Raw genomic sequence first — 18136 nt, 5'->3', positions numbered from 1 at the left:
AACATGAAGAAACTATTTAAAGGTTTTGCTGTTGCTGCTGTGTTATCAGTTTCTGCTGGCGCCGCGTTGAATGCACATGCAAATACACAAGAGCTTGATAAGATCCTTGAACAAGTTAAACAAACTCGTATCTCTGAAGGAAAAATCAATAAACAGCGTGAGCAAGAGTTTTTATCTGATCGTGCTGACAAACAAGCGCTTTTAAACAAAGCAAAACGTGACCTTGCAGCTGAAAAAGCACGCGGTGTTCGTTTAAATGAGCAATTCAAACAAAACGAAATCACACTTGCAGAAAAAGAAGTCGAGCTTGAAAATGCTTCAGGTACACTTGGTGAGATGTTCGGTGTTGTTCGTCGTTCTGCTGCAGATGCTATCGGTTCAATCGAAGCATCACTAGTTAGCGCTGAAAAGCCTGGACGTGCAGAAGTTTTACGTTCACTAGCTGAAGCAAAAGAGCTTCCAACTACTCGTGAACTTGAAGAGCTTTGGATTGCATTCCAAACAGAGATGACTGAGTCAGCTAAGGTTTCAACTTTCGAAGCTGAAGTCGCTGAGCTAAGCGGTGACATCAACGTTAAACAAGTAACTCGTGTTGGTAACTTTAACCTAGTTACTAAAGATGGTTATGTTATCTACGACTCTGAAAACCAGAAAATTGTTCCACTTGGTAAGCAGCCTGGTTCATCTGAGCTGGCAGGTGTAGAGCGTCTATTAGGTGCTTCTTCAGACCAGTATGTTAAGTTCTCTGTTGATCCAACTCGTGGCTCATTGCTTCAGTTGAATACTCAACGTGCAACTAACGAAGAACGTTGGCACCAAGGTGACACAGTAGGTTACATCATCACAGCATTACTTGTACTTGGTGCACTTATCGCAGTAGTTCGTATGATCGACTTGCTAGTTGTTGGTTCGAAAATCAAAGCGCAGGTTAAAAACGCAAATAATCCAAACACAAACAATCCACTTGGCCGTATCTTGAAGGTTTATCATGACAACAGAGACCAAGATGTTGAAAACCTTGAGCTTAAACTTGACGAAGCGATCTTGCGCGAAACACCTCGTATCGAAATGGGTGTAAATATCATCAAGATTCTTGCTGCTATCGCTCCACTACTAGGTCTTCTTGGTACAGTTGTAGGTATGATCATGACGTTTGAGTCAATCACACTACACGGTACGGGTGATCCTAAGCTAATGGCTGGTAACATCTCTCTAGCGCTAGTAACAACAGCTCTAGGTCTAATTGCAGCTCTACCTCTAATCCTACTTCACGCTATTGTTGCTGGTCGTAGTAAAGCGGTTCTACATATCCTAGATGAGCAAAGTGCAGGTATAGTTGCCGCTCACGCGGAGAAGGAGAAAGCCTAATGTTAGTCCTGATGGAGGTATGGGAATCTATCAGGGATTTTGTTGCTACAGGCGGCGATGTATTATACGTGGTCGCAATAGCACTCTTTCTAATGTGGGTTTTAATGATTGAGCGCTATTGGTTCCTACTGGGCGAATTTCCTAAGATTCATAGAGAAATCGTCAAAAAGTGGGACGCCCGCCAAGATACTACGTCTTGGTACGCACACAGAATCCGCGATGCATGGATTTCTGAAGCGTCTGAAAAATTAGATGAGCGCATGTTGATTATCAAAACATTGGTTGCTATGTGTCCATTAATCGGTCTTTTAGGTACAGTGACAGGTATGATCACAGTATTTGAAACGATGGCTACCCAAGGTACGGGTAACGCGAGATTGATGGCTTCGGGCATTTCAATGGCTACGATACCAACAATGGCTGGAATGGTTGCGGCACTATCAGGTGTATTCTTTAGCACGCGTCTTGAAGCTCGCGCTAAGATTGCTAAAGAAAAGCTAATTGATAGCTTGCCTCATCACTAGAGAGAGATTGAACTATGGCACGTAAACAACGTTTTCGTGAGGACGAAGATGCAGCAGTAGATATGACGCCGATGCTAGACATCGTATTCATCATGTTGATCTTCTTCATCGTAACCACTTCTTTCGTTAAAGAAGCTGGTATAGAGGTTAATAAGCCTAAAGCGGCACAGGCACAAACCAAAAAGAATTCTAACATCTTCATCGCAATTCGTGAAAATGGTGAAATCTGGATGGATAAGCGTCAAGTAGACGTGGAACGTGTAAGTGCAAACCTAGAAAGTCTAATGGCTGAGCAGCCAACTGATGTCGTAATTATTCAAGCTGATGAAGGTGCGAAGCACGGCGTGGTTGTAAAAGTTATGGACCAAATCAAAGCAACAGGCGATAACCTGAAGATTTCAATTGCTGGAGACAAGTAATGATTCGACTTCTGTTTTCACTTCTAGCAGGTGGGGCAGTAACTCTCGGCTTGTTCTTTTTTATGTCATATCTGATCTCCGGAGGAGCAGATAGGGCTGACGAGAAAAAAGAACAAATCGTGGTCGAGATTATGTCGAATCCACCTGAATCTAAGGTGCAGCAGCGGAAGCGTGTCCCGCCTCCGCCTCCGCCGCCGCCACCGCCAAAGCAGCCGCCTCAACCAGATGTGGCTGATCCGTCTGTGGGTGCTATTGGCTTTAACATGCCGTCTATCGATTTAGGCGGAACAGCAGGTGGTATTTCTGGACCGGGTGGTTTCGGTCGCGATGGTGATGCAACACCAATCGTTCGAATTGACCCTAAATATCCACCTCAAGCAGCACGTGACGGCAAAGAAGGTTGGGTTCGTCTTTCATTCACTATCAACGAGGTTGGTGAAGTAGAAGATGTCGAAGTAATCGATGCTGAACCTAAGCGGATCTTTGACCGCGAAGCAAAGCGAGCTCTGCGTAAGTGGAAGTACCGCCCTAAGATTGTTGATGGTAAGCCACAGAAACAACCAGGTATCACCGTTCAACTCGATTTCACGTTGAACCAAGATTAAGGAGGCAAGTGATGAAAAATTTACCTAAGTTTACTGCTCTTGCTCTTCTGGTTGCATTAACGGGTGCACTATACTCTGAAGCTGGTTTTGCAGCGCCAAACTATGAAGAAATAGAAAAGCGCAAAAATGCAAAAACCAAGCTAATGGGTGAGCGTGTAGGTAAAAAGGTATCCAAAGCGTTCGAACTGTATAACGAAGATAAACTTGACGAAGCGATTGCGGCATTTCGTGAAATAGACCCTTCAGACGAGTTCGATAAAGCGACGGTTAACCGTTTCTTGGCGCAGTTTTATGCGCAAAAGGAAAACTACGAAGAAGCCGTTAAGTATACTCGTCTGTCTGTAGCGCCTGACGTACTTAACTTTAATGATCAAGCTCAAATGATGAAGTTGCTTGGTGATTTAAGTCGAGCGACAGAAAAGTACCAAGATGCCATTAATGCTTATGAAGCTTGGATGGACTTTACGGGTGAATCCGACGCGAAAGTTTATGCATCGATAGCACAGGCTTATTATGAACTTAAGCAGTATAGGAAGGTTATTGAGCCCGCAGATAAAGCAATTGCATTATCTGAAGAGCCAAATAAACCATATTATATGTTTAAGATAGGTGCTTATATTGAACTTAAACAGTACAAAGAAGCTGTTAAAGTTCAAGAAACGGTGGTTAAACTTTTCCCTGAAGATTCGAAAGCTTGGATCCAGCTAGCAAGCTTCTACATGCAAGTAGAAAACTTCAGTAGCGCATTGACAAGCCTGCAAGTAGCTTACAAACGTGGTGATTTTGAAAGAGAAAACCACTACAAGCTTCTAGCAAACTTATATTCTTTGGTTGAAGCGCCTTGGAAAGCGGCTGTTATTCAGGAAAAGGAAATAAAAGCTGGCAACATTGAACGTAACAAGTCTACTGTTACTGCAATTGCTAGTTATTTCCACCAGTCGAAGCACTTGGCTGACGCTGCTAAATATTACGAAGAAGCTGCGAAGTTTGACAACGATGCCGATCTTTATCGAAAAGCTGGTAACTTACTTCTTCAGGATCAGCAGTATAGTGCGGCAGTAGTCCGTTTAAACAAGGCGTTAGAGCTTGGAACTGATAAAAAAGGTTCCTGTTATGCTGACCTTGCAGAAGCTTACTACTACCAAGATAAGTTCAAACTAGCTTATGATGCAATTTTGAAAGCTCAGGAAGATCCGAGCACTCGAAGATTTGCAAGAAGTTGGGCGAGCTATATCAAGCAGAAAGCTGAACGTAGAGGCGTAAGTCTTTAAGTTTTGAAAAAGCCCCTGTTAAAGGGGCTTTTTATTTTCTATTATTTTTCCCGCACCTTTAACTATCCAAAACGCAAATAATTTTATGTTAAAAAAATCGACTCTCGTGCTCCTGTCATCTCTATTTTTCTTTGGCTGTGACAAACCTATTGAGCATATCTCAAAGCAGCAGCTTCGCTCTGAGCTTATGCAATTGAACCATCTGTTACTGATAGATAATTCCGACGTTCAAGGTAAAGCACAATATTTGCCTTTTAGTGAGGCGTATCTAAAAAAGCGTCATGATCTGTTAAGTAAAAAAAGCGACTTATCCAACTCTGAATTATCAGAATTAAACTATCTGCAGATCCAACAACGTTACCCTGAACGATACTTACCTTGGCCGAGTAACATTGATGTTGTACAACAATTGGCAGTGTTAAATGATGTAGACTTAGCATCACAATGGTTTTCGTTAGTTAAGCGCAAACTAGAGAATGGGCAAGAAAGTAAAATCAGGTTAAATCGAATCGAAAAGTCGCGTCTCCAAACTTATCTATCCAATGCTATTTTCGACGAAGTAGATAGCAAACAAGCGCTAATTCAATATTTAAAAACATACCGTGTGCGTTCAGATTTGGGGCTATTTCAACTGCCAAACGGCAAAGAATGGTATCAATCCAAGCTTAATTTCTATGGAAATATTGATATTCCACCTTACCAATTACTCGCAAATGTTGTAGATGCTATTGATAGCGAAGACAAGCCAAGTCACCAGATTGACTTTGCTAAGATATTTGTCGATGAGCAAGCATTACTAATTGCACTTTTAGGTCACCAATGTGTTGCTAAGCCGGGCCTAAATTGGCGCGATAACTTTGTCCATATTCCCGACACTGTGGCATTTTGCAAGCAACAATTGAGGGGCTTGGAAAAATTAGTATATACAGTGATGGAACTAGACATAGGACTGCATTATCAGGGGTGGACAATGCAGCAAGCTGTGGTTGCGCTTAACTCAAGACTAGCGCTGAATGAACAACAAGCGCAACAGGTAATTGAAAATACTCTGGATTATCCAGCAACTATTTTTGCTGCTTATCCTCATTTAAATGTACCTTAGTCGCGCAATGATTACATCTTTGCGTTGCGGGGTCTTTCGCTAATTGCTCAGTATCAATCTGCTGCTCACAATCACAGCAAAAGCCGAATTGACCAATATCCATCTGACACAGGGCTGCTTCTACTTTCATCATCCGTGCATATTGGGGAAACTGCTCGGGGTTGAGCTTTTCTGCAACGACATCTAACCAATTACTGGCGGGAGTGGATTCCAACTTCCCAGCTAACTCGATAGTAAATTGGTTTGGAGAAGATTTTAATTCCTCCAAAAAGTCAGCTCGTAAGTGGGTTAATTCATTAATTAAATCTTGCTGATAGGTATCTGTGATATTTTCATTCATGGGCGCTCTCCTCTGAGAGTCCCATTATCAAACATCATTTACCAGTGGTGTTATGATTTGAATCAATGACTGGTGTAGTGGCGTATTTTTTTAGCACCCCGACAACGTCGTTTTTGCTTTTCAGCGTTTTGATTTCGTCAAAAACGGTGTGTGCACCTGGGTACTGACGTTTTAAATAACCCAGCCACTGCTTAGTTCTGGCCGAAAAATACTTTTCACTGGTATTTTCATCTTGATGCATTGATGAGTTGATGATGTGGTACACCACGTTACCCCAACTCAGCTCTGAATATTCGGTATGGTTTACCTTTGCTTTGATTTTTGCGGCCAGATCCGGCATCGCAAGAGCGCCTCTACCAAGCATAAGATCAGTACATTGACTTTGTTGTTGGCAACGAAATGCATCTTCCACTTGCCAAATTTCGCCATTAGCGACGACCGGAATGCTGAGCCTATTTAGCAGCGGTGGGATCTTCTCCCAATAAGCAGGTGGTCGATAGCCATCTTTTTTTGTACGAGCATGGATCGCAAGACTAGAAGCTCCAGCCTGTTGTACAGCGTCGACAATTTCACCACTGTTAGTGTCATCGTCAAAACCCAAGCGGATTTTCGCGCTTACTTCTTGCTCCGCAGGAACGGCTTCTCTGACCGCTTTGATTATTTGGTACATTTGTTCAGGTTCTTTGAGAAGTACAGCTCCACCTTTACTTTTATTCACGGTTTTTGCAGGACAGCCAAAGTTAAGGTCGACACCATGTGAACCTAGTTTTACTGCTTTGCGCGCATTCGCAGCAAGCACGTGAGGCACTTGCCCCAGTAATTGAATTCTAACGGGCGTTCCTGCGCGTGTTTTGCCGTTATTAAATAACTCAGGGCAATAACGCATGAAGACTCTTCTTGGTAGCGTCAGGTCGACAACGCGAATAAACTCGGTGACACATAAATCAAAACCACCAATGTCGGTCAATAACTCACGCATTTTAAAGTCAACAACGCCCTCCATTGGGGCAAGTACAAGTTTCATTCGGTTACCTCTGAATTTTACGGCGGCTATTCTATCTGAGCTGAAAATGAATTGCAGTCAAATTTGCTTTTTTCTATGCTTTGACGAAATACTTCTGAAGGTCCTCGGGTCTACTAACGGAATACTCTATAAATCACACAGAGAGAAAGTTATGAACACAGTAAAGAAAAATTCTATTGCTCTAACATTAAGTGCAGTTGTAGCTGGTACTGCAGGGATGGTATCAACTGATGCTAGCGCTAACCCATTTGGTTTTGAAGTGATGCAAGCCGGATATCAATTAGATGCCGGCGAAGGTAAATGTGGTGAAGGGAAGTGCGGTGAAGACGCAAAAGCTAAAAAGGAAGGAAAATGTGGCGAAGGAAAGTGCGGCGCTAAAGACAAAGCCAAAAAAGAAGGTAAGTGCGGAGAAGGTAAATGTGGCGAAGGGAAGTGCGGCGCTAAAGACAAAGCCAAAAAAGAAGGCAAGTGCGGAGAAGGTAAATGTGGCGAAGGGAAGTGCGGCGCTAAAGACAAAGCCAAGAAAGAAGGCAAGTGCGGTGAAGGTAAATGCGGTGCTAAAGACAAAGCCAAAAAAGAAGGCAAGTGCGGCGAAGGTAAATGTGGCGCCAAAGACAAAGCCAAGAAAGAAGGCAAGTGCGGTGAAGGGAAATGTGGCGCTAAAGACAAAGCCAAGAAAGAAGGCAAATGCGGCGAAGGTAAATGTGGTGGTAATCACTAAGTAATGTATGTAATGTCAAAGATCCCAGCCTTACTTCGTGAGTAAAGGCTGGGTTTTTTTACTTATTCTCAATCGACTCTCAACAACACTTCACTAAGTTTAATCGAGGTAGTAATGACATCTCCAATTGGAAACCTAGGGTTAGGTCTTAGACGCGAAATGCTGGATGACATACTGCAAAGTCCACCGCAACTCGTCGATTTCTATGAAGTTGCGCCCGAAAATTGGATGAAGTTTGGTGGTAGGTTACAAAAGCAGTTCCGACAGCTCACAGAAGCACATACATTTGTTTGTCATGGGTTGTCTTTGTCACTAGGCTCTCCAGAGCCGTTAGATGTAGACTTCGTAAAAGCGCTGAAAGTGTTTTTTAAACAACATAACATTTCAACATACAGCGAACACCTGAGCTACTGTTCAGGACTTGGACACATGTACGATCTAATGCCTATTCCTTTCACCGAAGACGCCATAAAACATACTGCACAGCGGATCAGGCAGGTCCAAGATATACTAGAAATGCCAATTGCCGTTGAAAATGTATCTTACTATGGCGCCCCTGGTCAGGAGCTGTCCGAACTTGAGTTCACGCTGGCTGTGCTTGAGCAAGCCGACTGCAAATTGCTGCTCGATGTAAATAACATTTATGTTAACGCAACTAATCATGGCTATGACCCAGAAGTATTTTTACGAGCGATGCCCACGCAACGTATCGCTTATGGTCATGTTGCAGGTCATTATCAAGAGGCGGAAGATTTATTGGTTGATACACATGGTGCAACGGTATGTGATCCTGTCTGGGCGCTGCTCGGTAAGGCATACGAAATCCATGGCCTATTTCCTACCTTATTGGAGAGAGACTTTAATATTCCACCGTTACCAGAATTACTGAGTGAAGTCAGCCATATAGAGCGCCTTCAACATGCTCAGCTTAAGCAAGGAGCTAAGCATGTCGTTTAAAGAGACACAAAGGCAGTTTATGGCCTACATCCGAGATCCTGAAAACCAGCCAATGCCTCAAGATATTGAAGCTCGCAGAATGAAGATCTACACCGAGTTGTTTTTTAACAATGTGGAAGGGTTTGTCGCCACCGCTTTTCCGGTGTTAAAAAGCTTGTATACCGAGTCTAATTGGATGACATTAGTCAGGGCTTTTTTCAGCAAGCATAATTGTCAGTCTCCCCATTTTGTCGATATCAGCAAAGAGTTCCTGATCTTTTTGCAATCACAATATGAGCCTAAAGATAGTGACCCGGTGTTTTTACAAGAATTGGCGCATTACGAATGGCTAGAGCTACATGTTGCCACAAAAATCGAAGACCAAAACGAAAGCCAGCATGAAAACTTGTCGCAGCCTTTATACTTGTCGAGTGTTGCTAATATCGCTCATTATCAATATCCGGTGCACCTGATCAGCCCTGACTTTCAGCCGGCCCAAAGCGATGGGAACACTTACAGTTTTGTCATTTATCGAGATCAGCATGATGATGTGCAATTTATTGCATTAAACGCTATGACGGCGCTGTTATTGAGTTTTATTGATGAAAATTCAGGAATATACTTCGATACGCTGATCGCGGCTTTGGTTGAGCAACTTCCTCAATTTCCAGCTGAGCAGCTAACACAAGGCGCGAAACAGACACTCAGCCAATTTTCTGACTTTGGTATTGTTGTCGCGAAAAACTAATTTGAACACTTTAAGCACACGCCGACTTCGATTATTATAGCGCCTCTTTTTGTCGTGCTTCGGCCATTTCCTGCTCGATGTGGCCAATATTTAAAGGTAGTTGTTATGTCTAAAGGTGATTTTAAAGATCCGTTCAACGCAAAATACTTTATTGCATTTGTTGCGGTATTTGCAGGTATAGGTTGTTTAAACGCAATCTTAGGTTGGGCGGCACATAGCGCTTAATTTGCACTTATACGTGAGGTCGCCGTGGCGGCCTTATTTTGATTCCTCAGCAAAATTCCTGTCTTTACTACTTGCACAAATCTTGGCTTTTCATTTCGCAGTTGACCAATAAACACCCTGTAAATGGTATAAACTGCTTTCAACCATTTAATCCAAGCTTAAACTTGTTATAATCACGCTCTTTGTGTAATAAAGTAAAAACAAACTCATTATGACGAATTCAGCAATGTCACTGATAAAAGAAAGCATCGCAACCGTACCTGATTACCCAAAACCGGGGATCATGTTCAGAGACGTCACTACCTTACTGGCGCATCCAGAGGCATTTAAAGCTTCGATTGATGCATTGGTCGAAGCATACAAAAACCATGGTTTTACCAAAATTATCGGTACCGAATCACGTGGTTTTATCTTCGGCGCACCATTGTCTTACGCACTAGGTATTCCATTTATTCCTGTACGTAAGCCAGGTAAATTACCACGTGCGGTGATCAGCCAGTCTTACCAATTAGAATATGGCGAAGATACCCTGGAACTGCACGCAGACGCTATCGTTGAGGGCGACAAAGTCCTGTTGGTTGATGACCTTTTAGCAACCGGTGGCACGATTGAAGCGACAGCTAAATTAGTAAAACGTCTAGGCGGTGAAGCGACCGATGCGGCATTTGTGATCTCATTACCTGAACTTGGCGGCGAGCAGCGCATTGCTGATTTAGGTATTCAAGTTCTAAAACTGGTTGAGTTCGAAGGCGAATAAGCATGAGCTATCAGGTTCTGGCAAGAAAATGGCGTCCACAAAACTTCCACGAGTTAATGGGGCAAGAGCACGTTAAACAAGCGTTAGTGAACGCGCTAAACGAGCAACGTTTGCATCATGCTTATCTATTTACAGGTACTCGTGGTGTGGGCAAAACCACTATTGCTAGGATCTTTGCTAAGAGCTTAAATTGCGAGCAAGGCGTAACCTCAACGCCTTGTGGTCAGTGTAGTGCGTGTAGTGAAATTGAAGCAGGTAAATTCATTGACCTGATTGAAATTGATGCTGCCTCTCGTACCAAGGTAGAAGACACAAGAGAAATTTTAGATAACGTGCAATATGCGCCAACTCGTGGTCGCTACAAGGTGTACCTTATTGATGAAGTACACATGCTATCTAAGCACAGCTTCAACGCGTTACTAAAAACCCTTGAAGAACCACCTGAACACGTTAAGTTTTTATTGGCAACAACCGATCCGCAAAAGCTTCCTGTGACTATTCTGTCTCGCTGTTTGCAGTTTAACCTTAATGCCATGGCGCAAGGTCAGATTGTTGCTCAGCTTGAGAAAATTTTGCCACAGGAAGGTGTGAACTTTGAGTCTACGGCCCTTGAAACGCTGGCAAAAGCTGCCGATGGCAGTATGCGCGATGCGCTTAGCTTAACTGACCAAGCCATTGCCCAGACCAATGGCGACTTGCAGCTTCATGCGGTGCAGTCGATGCTTGGACTAATGGATAATGCGCACGCTGTGGTGCTATTGTCAGCAGTGCTGTGCCAAGACGGTGAAGCATTAATGAACGGAGTTGACAAAATAGCCATGCAAAATGGCAACTTTGTCAGTGTGTTGGATGACTTAGTCACCTTACTGCATGCCATTCAAATGACTCAATTGGTTGGGCAAACCGCAAAGTTGTCGAGTTTTGACGCTAATGATATCCGATTATTTGCAGAGCAGTTGTCACCAGCAAAAGGTCAAATGCTCTATCAGCTGTTGTTAAATGGTAAAAAAGATTTGCAGTGGGCACCAGAACCTAGGCTAGGTTTTGAAATGGTGATGTTACGCCTGATGGCGTTTGAGCGTGTCGATGATACATCGAGCACTAGTAACACTCAGGTATCCCAAAATAAGCCTGACGATAACAAAGTCGGTAACCTTCGGTCACTATTAAAAAAAGCACCACAGGCAGTCGCAGATCAGCAGCCTAACGCAACAGCATCAAGTGTTGTACCAGTGGTGGAGGAAACACCACAACGGCCACCACAAGCTATACAGCCGACCAATACCGCACCGCAGGTTGAACCTTTGACCGAACCTTTGCCATCAGAAGATGACTTATCTTACCAATATGATGAAGTGATGGCGCAGGCTGTAGAGCAGGGGTTTCAATCAAACCATGACTTTCAACCGCCACCCGCGGGTTTTGCGGACGTGACCCATCATCAAGCTGCATCTCCTGAAGCCGGTCATGAACAACCATTGGAGCAAGCACCACAAGCGTCAATGCAACCTGGTGAAGCTGCTCAGGTAACTGCCAAGCAACAGCAAACCAATTCAGCAATCGCGCGAATTCTGCAAAACCGTAATATTTCTGGTGCAGGTAAGTTAGTTGGGGGCGAGGAAGACTCAAAAAAGTCTGAGGCGCAGGCCGCGCCAGCTCAGCAGCCAACTCCGCCAGCCAGTGAATCAACGGCTCCTGAAAACAAAGTCACTTCATTACCACGGCAGCGTGAGAAAAAGCCTGACTTTAAAGCGCGTCACAAAACCGTTGAGGCTAATTTAGCGCCAGAATTAATAGAGCAGTTGTCACCTGTGCAGTCGGAAACTGAGCAAGAGCAGCCTGTTATTATTCCTGCTCCGAGTGATTTTGTGAGCCCAATTAGTGAGTTGAAACTAGCTCACCAAGTCGATGACTGGGCAAAAATGATTGAAGACATGGAACTCGGTGGTCGAATAAGGCAGTTTGCTTTGCACAGCACGATTGAACAGCAGCAAGACCAATGTATTTTGCATGTGGATATGAGCCAACAACACCTGGACTCGCCAATGCTGAGAGATAAATTGCAGCAGAGTCTATCTGAGTTATTGTCGAAGTCGGTTGCGTTGCAGCTTAATTTTGTTGAGCAAGTGAACGGTACCCCTTTTCAGGTTCAGCAACAGTTAGATGAAAAACGTTTGCAACAAGCTAAGCAAGCGTTAAATGATGATCCGTTGGTTGGCGCCTTTGTGCAATCGTTCGACGCATCATTAGATGAAAATACCGTACAAGCATTGTAATTGGGGCTGATAGCCCTTATCTTTTACCACAATCAAATTGAAGTTATAGAGAGCATAATATGTTTAAAGGCGGAATGGGCAACATCATGAAGCAAGCGCAGCAAATGCAAGAGCGCATGGAAAAAGCCCAAGAAGAAATCAAAAGTCTAGAAGTCACTGGTGAAGCAGGTGCAGGTCTAGTAAAAGTAACTATGCTAGGCAGCCACAACGTACGTCGTGTTGAAATTGACGAAAGCCTAATGGAAGACGACAAAGAAATGATCGAAGACCTACTAGCAGCAGCGGTAAACGACGCAGTTCGCCGTGTAGGTGAAGAAACGCAAAAGCGCATGTCAGAAGTAACAGGCGGTATGCAAATGCCACCGGGCTTCAAAATGCCGTTCTAAGTTTTAGATAAAAACGATTTTTAAGATAGCGCCGGATGGCGCTATTTTTTTGCAAGCTAATTTTAATAGGCGTTTTTGAATAGGGTGCTGTCGCCTATAATCTATTGCATAACGCGAACATAAACCCTCGTACCCATTACAAGTTACTGACAACCTAGCTCAAAAATGCTAGCTTCTCACAACAATAAATAAGGACATAGATAATAACGCAGACCGTTGAGGCTATTTCGTCATTCTGAACTTGCTTCAGGAACTTCATCACCTTAAACGAGTCGCGTTTGCTATAGATAACCGTTTTTTACGCAAATAATAAACAATGATCTTCTCTAAACATCTTATTTTAATTTTTGGTGCCGCTGCGCCTTTAAAAGTCACTCATCATTATTTTTTGGAACACTAACATGACCAACAACAATTTTTCTCAAACTGCGGCTTTTATTTGGTCGGTTGCAGATCTTCTGCGTGGTGACTTTAAACAATCTCAATATGGGCGCGTTATTCTGCCGTTTACTTTGTTACGCCGCCTAGAATGTGTGCTTGAACCGAGTAAAGAGGCCGTACTTACAGAATACCAGCGTATTAGCGCCATGAACCTGCAAGAAGAAGCGCAGGAAAAATTCCTACTGCGTGCAACGCAATTACCTGCGCAGCCTGAAGGGCTATCATTTTTTAATACCTCGCCAATGAATCTTGGCAAAATGGGTCAAAGCGATATTAAAGCCAACCTTGAAAACTACATTCAGTGTTTTTCAAAAGACGCTCGTGAAATATTTGAACACTTTAAATTTGATGAGTTTGTTGGCCTACTCAACGATGCTAACTTGCTTTACAAAGTGGTTGAAAAGTTTGCTAACACAGACTTAAGCCCAAAAGCCATTTCAAACCATGATATGGGTTTGGTATTTGAAGAGTTAATTCGACGCTTTGCTGAAAGCTCAAACGAAACCGCTGGGGAGCACTTTACCCCGCGTGATATCGTGCGATTAACTACGTCACTGGTATTTATGGAAGACGATGACGCCCTTACTAAAGACGGTATTATCCGCACCATTTACGACCCAACTGCGGGTACGGGGGGCTTTTTGTCATCGGGCATGGAGTATGTCCATGAGCTAAACCCAAAAGCAGTGATGCGGGCCTTTGGGCAAGAGCTAAACCCTGAGTCATACGCTATTTGTAAAGCCGATATGTTGATCAAGGGCCAAGATGTAAGCCGTATTAAGCTTGGTAATACCTTGTCGAACGACCAACTGCCAGCAGATAAGTTTGATTATATGCTGTCTAACCCACCATTTGGCGTAGATTGGAAAAAGATCGAAGGGGATATAAAAGACGAGCACACGCTAAAAGGGTTTAATGGCCGCTTTGGCGCGGCGTTGCCGCGAGTATCAGACGGCTCACTACTATTTTTAATGCACTTGATCAGTAAAATGCGACCTGTTTCTTCAAGCGACAGCCATGCGGTTGATGGCAATATCAGTCATGGCGGGCGCATTGGTATTATCTTAAATGGCTCACCCCTTTTTACTGGCGGAGCCGGTAGCGGTGAAAGCGAAATTCGTCGCTATATTTTAGAAGCCGACTTGCTTGAAGCCATTATTGCCTTACCCACCGATATGTTCTACAACACAGGTATCGCTACGTATGTTTGGGTCTTATCTAATAAAAAAGAGGCTGAGCGCAAAGGCAAAGTACAGTTAATCGATGGCGCCAATTTATGCGGTAAAATGCGCAAGTCCCTTGGCTCTAAACGTAACCTAATGAGCGATGATGATATTAAAACCATCACCCGTGCCTTTGGTGATTTTAAGGTGATAGATGCACGTGAGTTAGACAAACCAGTCTCTTCACAAGGGGAACAAAAGTCTAACCGTGGTCGGCAGTCAGCGAATGCTAAAACAGAGGCCCCCAAAACCTTTGCCAGCAAAATATTTAACACTTTTGAGTTTGGCTATCGCCGTGTCACCATTGAACGCCCACTCAGGTTGTCGGCGCAAATAACTGATAACGCAATTGCATCACTGCGTTTTGCGCCTAAGCCATTTAATGCGGTGATGCAGCGCATTTACCAAGACTTTGGCGCAACTTGGACAGAGCAAACTTATGGCCAATTGAGTGAGGTTGAAAGCCAAGTACGCGCACTGATTAAAGCAGAGTTTAGCGAACTTAAAGAAAAGCAAATTAAAGACGTGCTTGATAGCAAAACATGGTTATTCCAAAAAGTTTTGATGGAAAAAGCGCAAAAACTGCAAGCTTATTTTGATGAAAAATCAGGTGATATTTTAGGCGGCAGTACAAACCGCTCAGATGACTTTAACCAGTTTGATATTGACTACCGCAAGGCGCTTAAAGCCTTAGATATGAAATTAGACGCCAAAGAAACAAAGCAATTTTTAGAGGCTGTGACCACCAAAAACCCTGCGGCGGAGCCTGTGGTAGATAAAGCCCTAAAAACGGATGTCGATACACTTTACGGCGCGTTTGCATACCAAGGTAATGTCACAAAGTGGCAAGGTAAAGTGGTGGCATACAAGCAAGATGGCGACTTGCGCGATAACGAAAATGTACCGCTTGACCCAAGTGTAACCACATCAGACTTAATCGAAAGCTACTTTAATAAAGAGGTAGCGCCACACGTTGCCGATGCTTGGATCAACGCCACTAAGTGCGATGACCAAGATGGTGAAATAGGCGTGGTGGGGTATGAAATCCCGTTTAATCGCCATTTTTATGTTTACCAACCACCGCGAGCGCTCGAAGAGATAGATAAAGATTTAGATGCAGTGAGTGCTGATATTATGCAGCTACTTCAAGAGGTGCATTCGTGATGGGGAAATATAAGGCGTATCCAGAATACAAGGATTCATGTAATGATTGGCTCGGAGATATTCCATTAAGTTGGGAAATTGCTCCTATATCGTCTCTTAGTCATAAGATAACTAACGGCTATGTTGGGCCAACGAGAGACATTTTTTTCTCAAAAGGTGTGAGATACCTCCAATCGCTCCATATTAAAAATAATAGTATAAGTTTCCATACTCCTTACTATGTTACTGAAGACTGGAGTAATTCAAAATCCAAATCAATTTTGAATAAGGGTGATGTACTTGTTGTTCAAACAGGAGACATTGGACAAGTTGCCGCAGTAACAGATGATTTCGTTGGTTGTAACTGTCACGCATTAATAATCATTGCTACTACTGAAAAACTAAATGGCTTCTATTTATCTTGGCTGCTTAACTCCGATTATGGATATCATCGCTTAAAATCTATTCAGACAGGCGCACTGCATCCGCACTTAAATTGCGATATGGTTAAAACAGTGAAAACGCCCGTGCCCAGTGTTCAAGAACAAATTAAAATAGTCAATTTTCTAGATCACGAAACCGCCAAAATCGATACTCTCATCGAAAACCAGCAACAGCTTATTAAGCTGTTAAAAGAAAAGCGCCAAGCGGTGATCAGCCATGCTGTGACAAAAGGCTTGAATCCGAATGCGCGAATGAAAGATTCGGGTGTGGAGTGGTTGGGTGAAATACCTGAAGAATGGGATGTCGCCCTTATAAAATACAAATGTACGGAAGTTACAGATGGTGCACATATTTCACCTGAAACTGAAGATGGTGAGCACTATTTTGTCTCAATTAGGGATATTAAAGAGGGAGTAATTAACTTTAGTGGTGCTTTATTAACTTCACCAAAAAGCTACGACTATTTAGTTAAAACTGGCTGTATGCCATTTCAGGGAGATATTTTATTCAGTAAAGATGGCACGATAGGTCAAACTGCGATAACACCAGCTAAGATTAAGTTTGTCGTAGCTTCTTCTCTAATCATTATTCGACCAGATAAAAGTAAAGTAACTTCTTTATTCCTCGACTTCCTTTTACAAAGTTCTTTAGTGAAAGAACAAGTTGAAAGTTTTGTCAAAGGTGCAGCCCTTAGGCGTTTATCTATTCAGAATCTCTTGAAAGTTTTTGGTGTATTCCCTCCAATAAAGGAGCAACAAGAAATAGCTAATCACATACAAGCACAATTGTATAAATTCAAGAAATTGGAAGTTAGGGCGAATGAACAAGTTGAATTATTAAAAGAACGCCGCACAGCGCTAATCTCAGCCGCTGTTACAGGCAAAATTGATGTGCGCAATTGGCAAAAGCCCAAAGCGCAAGAAGAGGACGTGGCGTAATGGATTTAAATTTATACAAAGGTCTTTCTGGCTTTGTCGCTAATAATACATACCCAACATTGCCATGCCCGCATGGCAGTCAACATACGTTAAAGTTGGATATTGCGTGTATTCGTGTTTAGTATCGAAAAAGCATAAGAGATAACAGTTGTAATAATGTAAGCCAAGCAACAGCAAAGGAAGCACCATAATGACTAAGCCAAGCCCTGTTTTTGAGCAAGAGGTAATCGCGCTAATTCAGCAAGCGAAGCAACGCGCCGCTGTGGCGGTAAATAGTGAAGTGAGCTTACTGTATTGGCATATTGGGCAACGGATTAATCAAGAAGTACTCAAGGGCGGCAGGGCTGACTATGGCAAGCAAGTCGTTACTAACTTAGCTAAACAACTTACTTTGCAATTTGGTAAAGGCTGGAGCGCGCAACAACTGCGCCATTGTATGAAGTTTGCACAGTGCTATACCGATGAGCAAATTGTCTCTGCACTGCGGAGACAATTAAGTTGGACGCATATCAAGACCTTGATTTATATTGATGAGCCACTTAAACGCGACTTTTATAGCCAAATGGCCATTACTGAAGGTTGGTCTACCCGCACATTAGATGAACGTATTGGTGCCATGCTATTTGAGCGCACCGCCATCTCAAAGCAGCCTGATAGCACGATCACCACCGAGTTGGCAGCGCTGCGAGAGCAAGGCCAGTTAAACGAAACCTTGTTACTCAAAGACCCATATTTACTCGACTTTTTAGATCTCAATGACCGTTATTTAGAAAAAGACCTTGAAGATGCCATTTTGCGCGATATTGAACAGTTTTTACTGGAAATGGGCGCAGGCTTTACCTTTGTAGCAAGGCAAAAACGCATTCAAATTGATGAAGACGATTTTTATATTGACCTACTGTTTTACAACCGCAAATTAAAGCGCTTGGTAGCCATTGATTTAAAAACCGAAAAATTTAAACACGCGCACAAAAGCCAAATGGAGTTGTACTTACGTTGGCTGGCAAAGCATGAACAAGAAGCAGACGAGTTGCCACCGCTGGGTATCATTTTGTGTAGTAGCAAAAAACAAGAACAAATAGAGTTACTTGAACTAGATAAATCGGGCATTCATGTGGCAGAGTACTTAACGGTATTGCCGCCAATTGAGGTATTAAAAGCACGATTGCAACATGCCACACAAGCCGCTAAGCAGCGCTTAGTACACAAAGATATAGCGCAAACCAATAACAATAAAGATTAAAA

18 protein-coding genes are annotated in these 18136 nt (G+C 43.1%); 16 read left to right on the top strand and 2 right to left on the bottom strand.

Features of this window, described 5'->3' with window-relative positions:
* Positions 1–3: 3 nt before the first annotated feature.
* The 6 genes from ACSLBF_RS11540 to ACSLBF_RS11515 all read left to right on the top strand — a co-directional run bounded on the left by ACSLBF_RS11540 (position 4) and on the right by ACSLBF_RS11515 (position 5289).
* On the top strand, positions 4–1368 hold the full coding sequence (locus ACSLBF_RS11540; protein WP_440053543.1) for a MotA/TolQ/ExbB proton channel family protein: 1365 nt from the start codon (positions 4–6) through the stop codon (positions 1366–1368).
* Positions 1368–1892 carry a MotA/TolQ/ExbB proton channel family protein gene (locus tag ACSLBF_RS11535; RefSeq protein WP_440053542.1) on the top strand — a complete coding sequence of 175 codons (525 nt, stop codon included), beginning with the start codon at positions 1368–1370 and terminating at the stop codon, positions 1890–1892. The genes ACSLBF_RS11540 and ACSLBF_RS11535 overlap by 1 nt, the downstream gene beginning before the upstream one ends.
* Positions 1893–1906: 14 nt before the next feature.
* Entirely contained in the window at positions 1907–2311 is a 405-nt protein-coding gene (locus ACSLBF_RS11530) for an ExbD/TolR family protein (RefSeq protein WP_440053541.1), read from the top strand.
* Positions 2311–2916, top strand: a complete 606-nt coding sequence (locus ACSLBF_RS11525) for an energy transducer TonB (protein WP_440053540.1) — start codon at positions 2311–2313, stop codon at positions 2914–2916. Before ACSLBF_RS11530 ends, ACSLBF_RS11525 begins: the two co-directional genes overlap by 1 nt.
* A gap of 11 nt (positions 2917–2927) precedes the next feature.
* Positions 2928–4187, top strand: a complete 1260-nt coding sequence (locus ACSLBF_RS11520; RefSeq protein WP_440053539.1) for a CDC27 family protein — start codon at positions 2928–2930, stop codon at positions 4185–4187.
* A gap of 85 nt (positions 4188–4272) precedes the next feature.
* On the top strand, positions 4273–5289 hold the full coding sequence (locus tag ACSLBF_RS11515; RefSeq protein WP_440053538.1) for a hypothetical protein: 1017 nt from the start codon (positions 4273–4275) through the stop codon (positions 5287–5289).
* On the opposite strand, the gene ACSLBF_RS11510 is transcribed toward ACSLBF_RS11515, so the two are convergent.
* Positions 5252–5629, bottom strand: a complete 378-nt coding sequence (locus ACSLBF_RS11510; RefSeq protein WP_440053537.1) for a conjugal transfer protein TraR — start codon at positions 5627–5629, stop codon at positions 5252–5254. The genes ACSLBF_RS11515 and ACSLBF_RS11510 overlap by 38 nt on opposite strands.
* A gap of 34 nt (positions 5630–5663) precedes the next feature.
* Entirely contained in the window at positions 5664–6653 is a 990-nt protein-coding gene (locus ACSLBF_RS11505; protein WP_440053536.1) for a tRNA-dihydrouridine synthase, read from the bottom strand.
* A gap of 151 nt (positions 6654–6804) precedes the next feature.
* Between ACSLBF_RS11505 and ACSLBF_RS11500 the strand changes: the two genes are divergently transcribed.
* The 10 genes from ACSLBF_RS11500 (at position 6805) to ACSLBF_RS11455 (ending at position 18134) form a co-directional block, all read left to right on the top strand.
* On the top strand, positions 6805–7374 hold the full coding sequence (locus ACSLBF_RS11500; RefSeq protein WP_440053535.1) for an HvfA family oxazolone/thioamide-modified RiPP metallophore: 570 nt from the start codon (positions 6805–6807) through the stop codon (positions 7372–7374).
* A 114-nt stretch (positions 7375–7488) separates the two neighbouring features.
* Positions 7489–8331, top strand: a complete 843-nt coding sequence (locus ACSLBF_RS11495; RefSeq protein ID WP_440053534.1) for an HvfB family MNIO-type RiPP peptide maturase — start codon at positions 7489–7491, stop codon at positions 8329–8331.
* Entirely contained in the window at positions 8321–9058 is a 738-nt protein-coding gene (locus ACSLBF_RS11490; protein ID WP_440053533.1) for an HvfC family RiPP maturation protein, read from the top strand. Before ACSLBF_RS11495 ends, ACSLBF_RS11490 begins: the two co-directional genes overlap by 11 nt.
* Positions 9059–9494: 436 nt before the next feature.
* Positions 9495–10040 carry an adenine phosphoribosyltransferase gene (apt, locus tag ACSLBF_RS11485; protein WP_440053532.1) on the top strand — a complete coding sequence of 182 codons (546 nt, stop codon included), beginning with the start codon at positions 9495–9497 and terminating at the stop codon, positions 10038–10040.
* Positions 10041–10042: 2 nt separating this feature from the next.
* Positions 10043–12316 (top strand): DNA polymerase III subunit gamma/tau, encoded by a 2274-nt coding sequence (gene dnaX / locus ACSLBF_RS11480; protein ID WP_440053531.1) that lies wholly within the window; start codon positions 10043–10045, stop codon positions 12314–12316.
* 59 nt (positions 12317–12375) lie between these two features.
* Positions 12376–12702, top strand: coding sequence for a YbaB/EbfC family nucleoid-associated protein (locus tag ACSLBF_RS11475; protein ID WP_440053530.1), 327 nt, complete (start codon positions 12376–12378; stop codon positions 12700–12702).
* A gap of 401 nt (positions 12703–13103) precedes the next feature.
* On the top strand, positions 13104–15530 hold the full coding sequence (locus tag ACSLBF_RS11470; protein WP_440053529.1) for a type I restriction-modification system subunit M: 2427 nt from the start codon (positions 13104–13106) through the stop codon (positions 15528–15530).
* Positions 15530–16891, top strand: coding sequence for a restriction endonuclease subunit S (locus ACSLBF_RS11465; protein ID WP_440056224.1), 1362 nt, complete (start codon positions 15530–15532; stop codon positions 16889–16891). Before ACSLBF_RS11470 ends, ACSLBF_RS11465 begins: the two co-directional genes overlap by 1 nt.
* The gene (locus ACSLBF_RS11460; RefSeq protein ID WP_440053528.1) at positions 16891–17013 is read left to right on the top strand and encodes a hypothetical protein; all 123 of its coding nucleotides are present in this window, start codon (positions 16891–16893) and stop codon (positions 17011–17013) included. Before ACSLBF_RS11465 ends, ACSLBF_RS11460 begins: the two co-directional genes overlap by 1 nt.
* A gap of 68 nt (positions 17014–17081) precedes the next feature.
* Positions 17082–18134 (top strand): PDDEXK nuclease domain-containing protein, encoded by a 1053-nt coding sequence (locus ACSLBF_RS11455; RefSeq protein ID WP_440053527.1) that lies wholly within the window; start codon positions 17082–17084, stop codon positions 18132–18134.
* Positions 18135–18136 lie beyond the last annotated feature (2 nt).

This window comes from Pseudoalteromonas sp. T1lg65, from assembly GCF_051930985.1.
In the GTDB taxonomy this organism is placed as follows: domain Bacteria; phylum Pseudomonadota; class Gammaproteobacteria; order Enterobacterales; family Alteromonadaceae; genus Pseudoalteromonas.
The sequence above is the reverse complement of the archived record's forward strand: the minus strand, read 5'-3'. Positions and strand labels throughout refer to the sequence as shown.

Excerpts from the sequence above, each read along its gene's own strand:
- ACSLBF_RS11535 (WP_440053542.1), top strand. The coding sequence starts at position 1,368 with ATGTTAGTCCTGATGGAGGTATGGGAATCTATCAGGGATTTTGTTGCT.
- ACSLBF_RS11475 (WP_440053530.1), top strand. The coding sequence starts at position 12,376 with ATGTTTAAAGGCGGAATGGGCAACATCATGAAGCAAGCGCAGCAAATG.
- ACSLBF_RS11495 (WP_440053534.1), top strand. The coding sequence starts at position 7,489 with ATGACATCTCCAATTGGAAACCTAGGGTTAGGTCTTAGACGCGAAATG.
- ACSLBF_RS11520 (WP_440053539.1), top strand. The coding sequence starts at position 2,928 with ATGAAAAATTTACCTAAGTTTACTGCTCTTGCTCTTCTGGTTGCATTA.
- apt (WP_440053532.1), top strand. The coding sequence starts at position 9,495 with ATGACGAATTCAGCAATGTCACTGATAAAAGAAAGCATCGCAACCGTA.
- ACSLBF_RS11530 (WP_440053541.1), top strand. The coding sequence starts at position 1,907 with ATGGCACGTAAACAACGTTTTCGTGAGGACGAAGATGCAGCAGTAGAT.
- ACSLBF_RS11505 (WP_440053536.1), bottom strand. The coding sequence starts at position 6,653 with ATGAAACTTGTACTTGCCCCAATGGAGGGCGTTGTTGACTTTAAAATG.
- ACSLBF_RS11515 (WP_440053538.1), top strand. The coding sequence starts at position 4,273 with ATGTTAAAAAAATCGACTCTCGTGCTCCTGTCATCTCTATTTTTCTTT.
- ACSLBF_RS11465 (WP_440056224.1), top strand. The coding sequence starts at position 15,530 with ATGGGGAAATATAAGGCGTATCCAGAATACAAGGATTCATGTAATGAT.
- dnaX (WP_440053531.1), top strand. The coding sequence starts at position 10,043 with ATGAGCTATCAGGTTCTGGCAAGAAAATGGCGTCCACAAAACTTCCAC.
- ACSLBF_RS11510 (WP_440053537.1), bottom strand. The coding sequence starts at position 5,629 with ATGAATGAAAATATCACAGATACCTATCAGCAAGATTTAATTAATGAA.
- ACSLBF_RS11525 (WP_440053540.1), top strand. The coding sequence starts at position 2,311 with ATGATTCGACTTCTGTTTTCACTTCTAGCAGGTGGGGCAGTAACTCTC.
- ACSLBF_RS11460 (WP_440053528.1), top strand. The coding sequence starts at position 16,891 with ATGGATTTAAATTTATACAAAGGTCTTTCTGGCTTTGTCGCTAATAAT.
- ACSLBF_RS11540 (WP_440053543.1), top strand. The coding sequence starts at position 4 with ATGAAGAAACTATTTAAAGGTTTTGCTGTTGCTGCTGTGTTATCAGTT.
- ACSLBF_RS11500 (WP_440053535.1), top strand. The coding sequence starts at position 6,805 with ATGAACACAGTAAAGAAAAATTCTATTGCTCTAACATTAAGTGCAGTT.
- ACSLBF_RS11470 (WP_440053529.1), top strand. The coding sequence starts at position 13,104 with ATGACCAACAACAATTTTTCTCAAACTGCGGCTTTTATTTGGTCGGTT.
- ACSLBF_RS11455 (WP_440053527.1), top strand. The coding sequence starts at position 17,082 with ATGACTAAGCCAAGCCCTGTTTTTGAGCAAGAGGTAATCGCGCTAATT.
- ACSLBF_RS11490 (WP_440053533.1), top strand. The coding sequence starts at position 8,321 with ATGTCGTTTAAAGAGACACAAAGGCAGTTTATGGCCTACATCCGAGAT.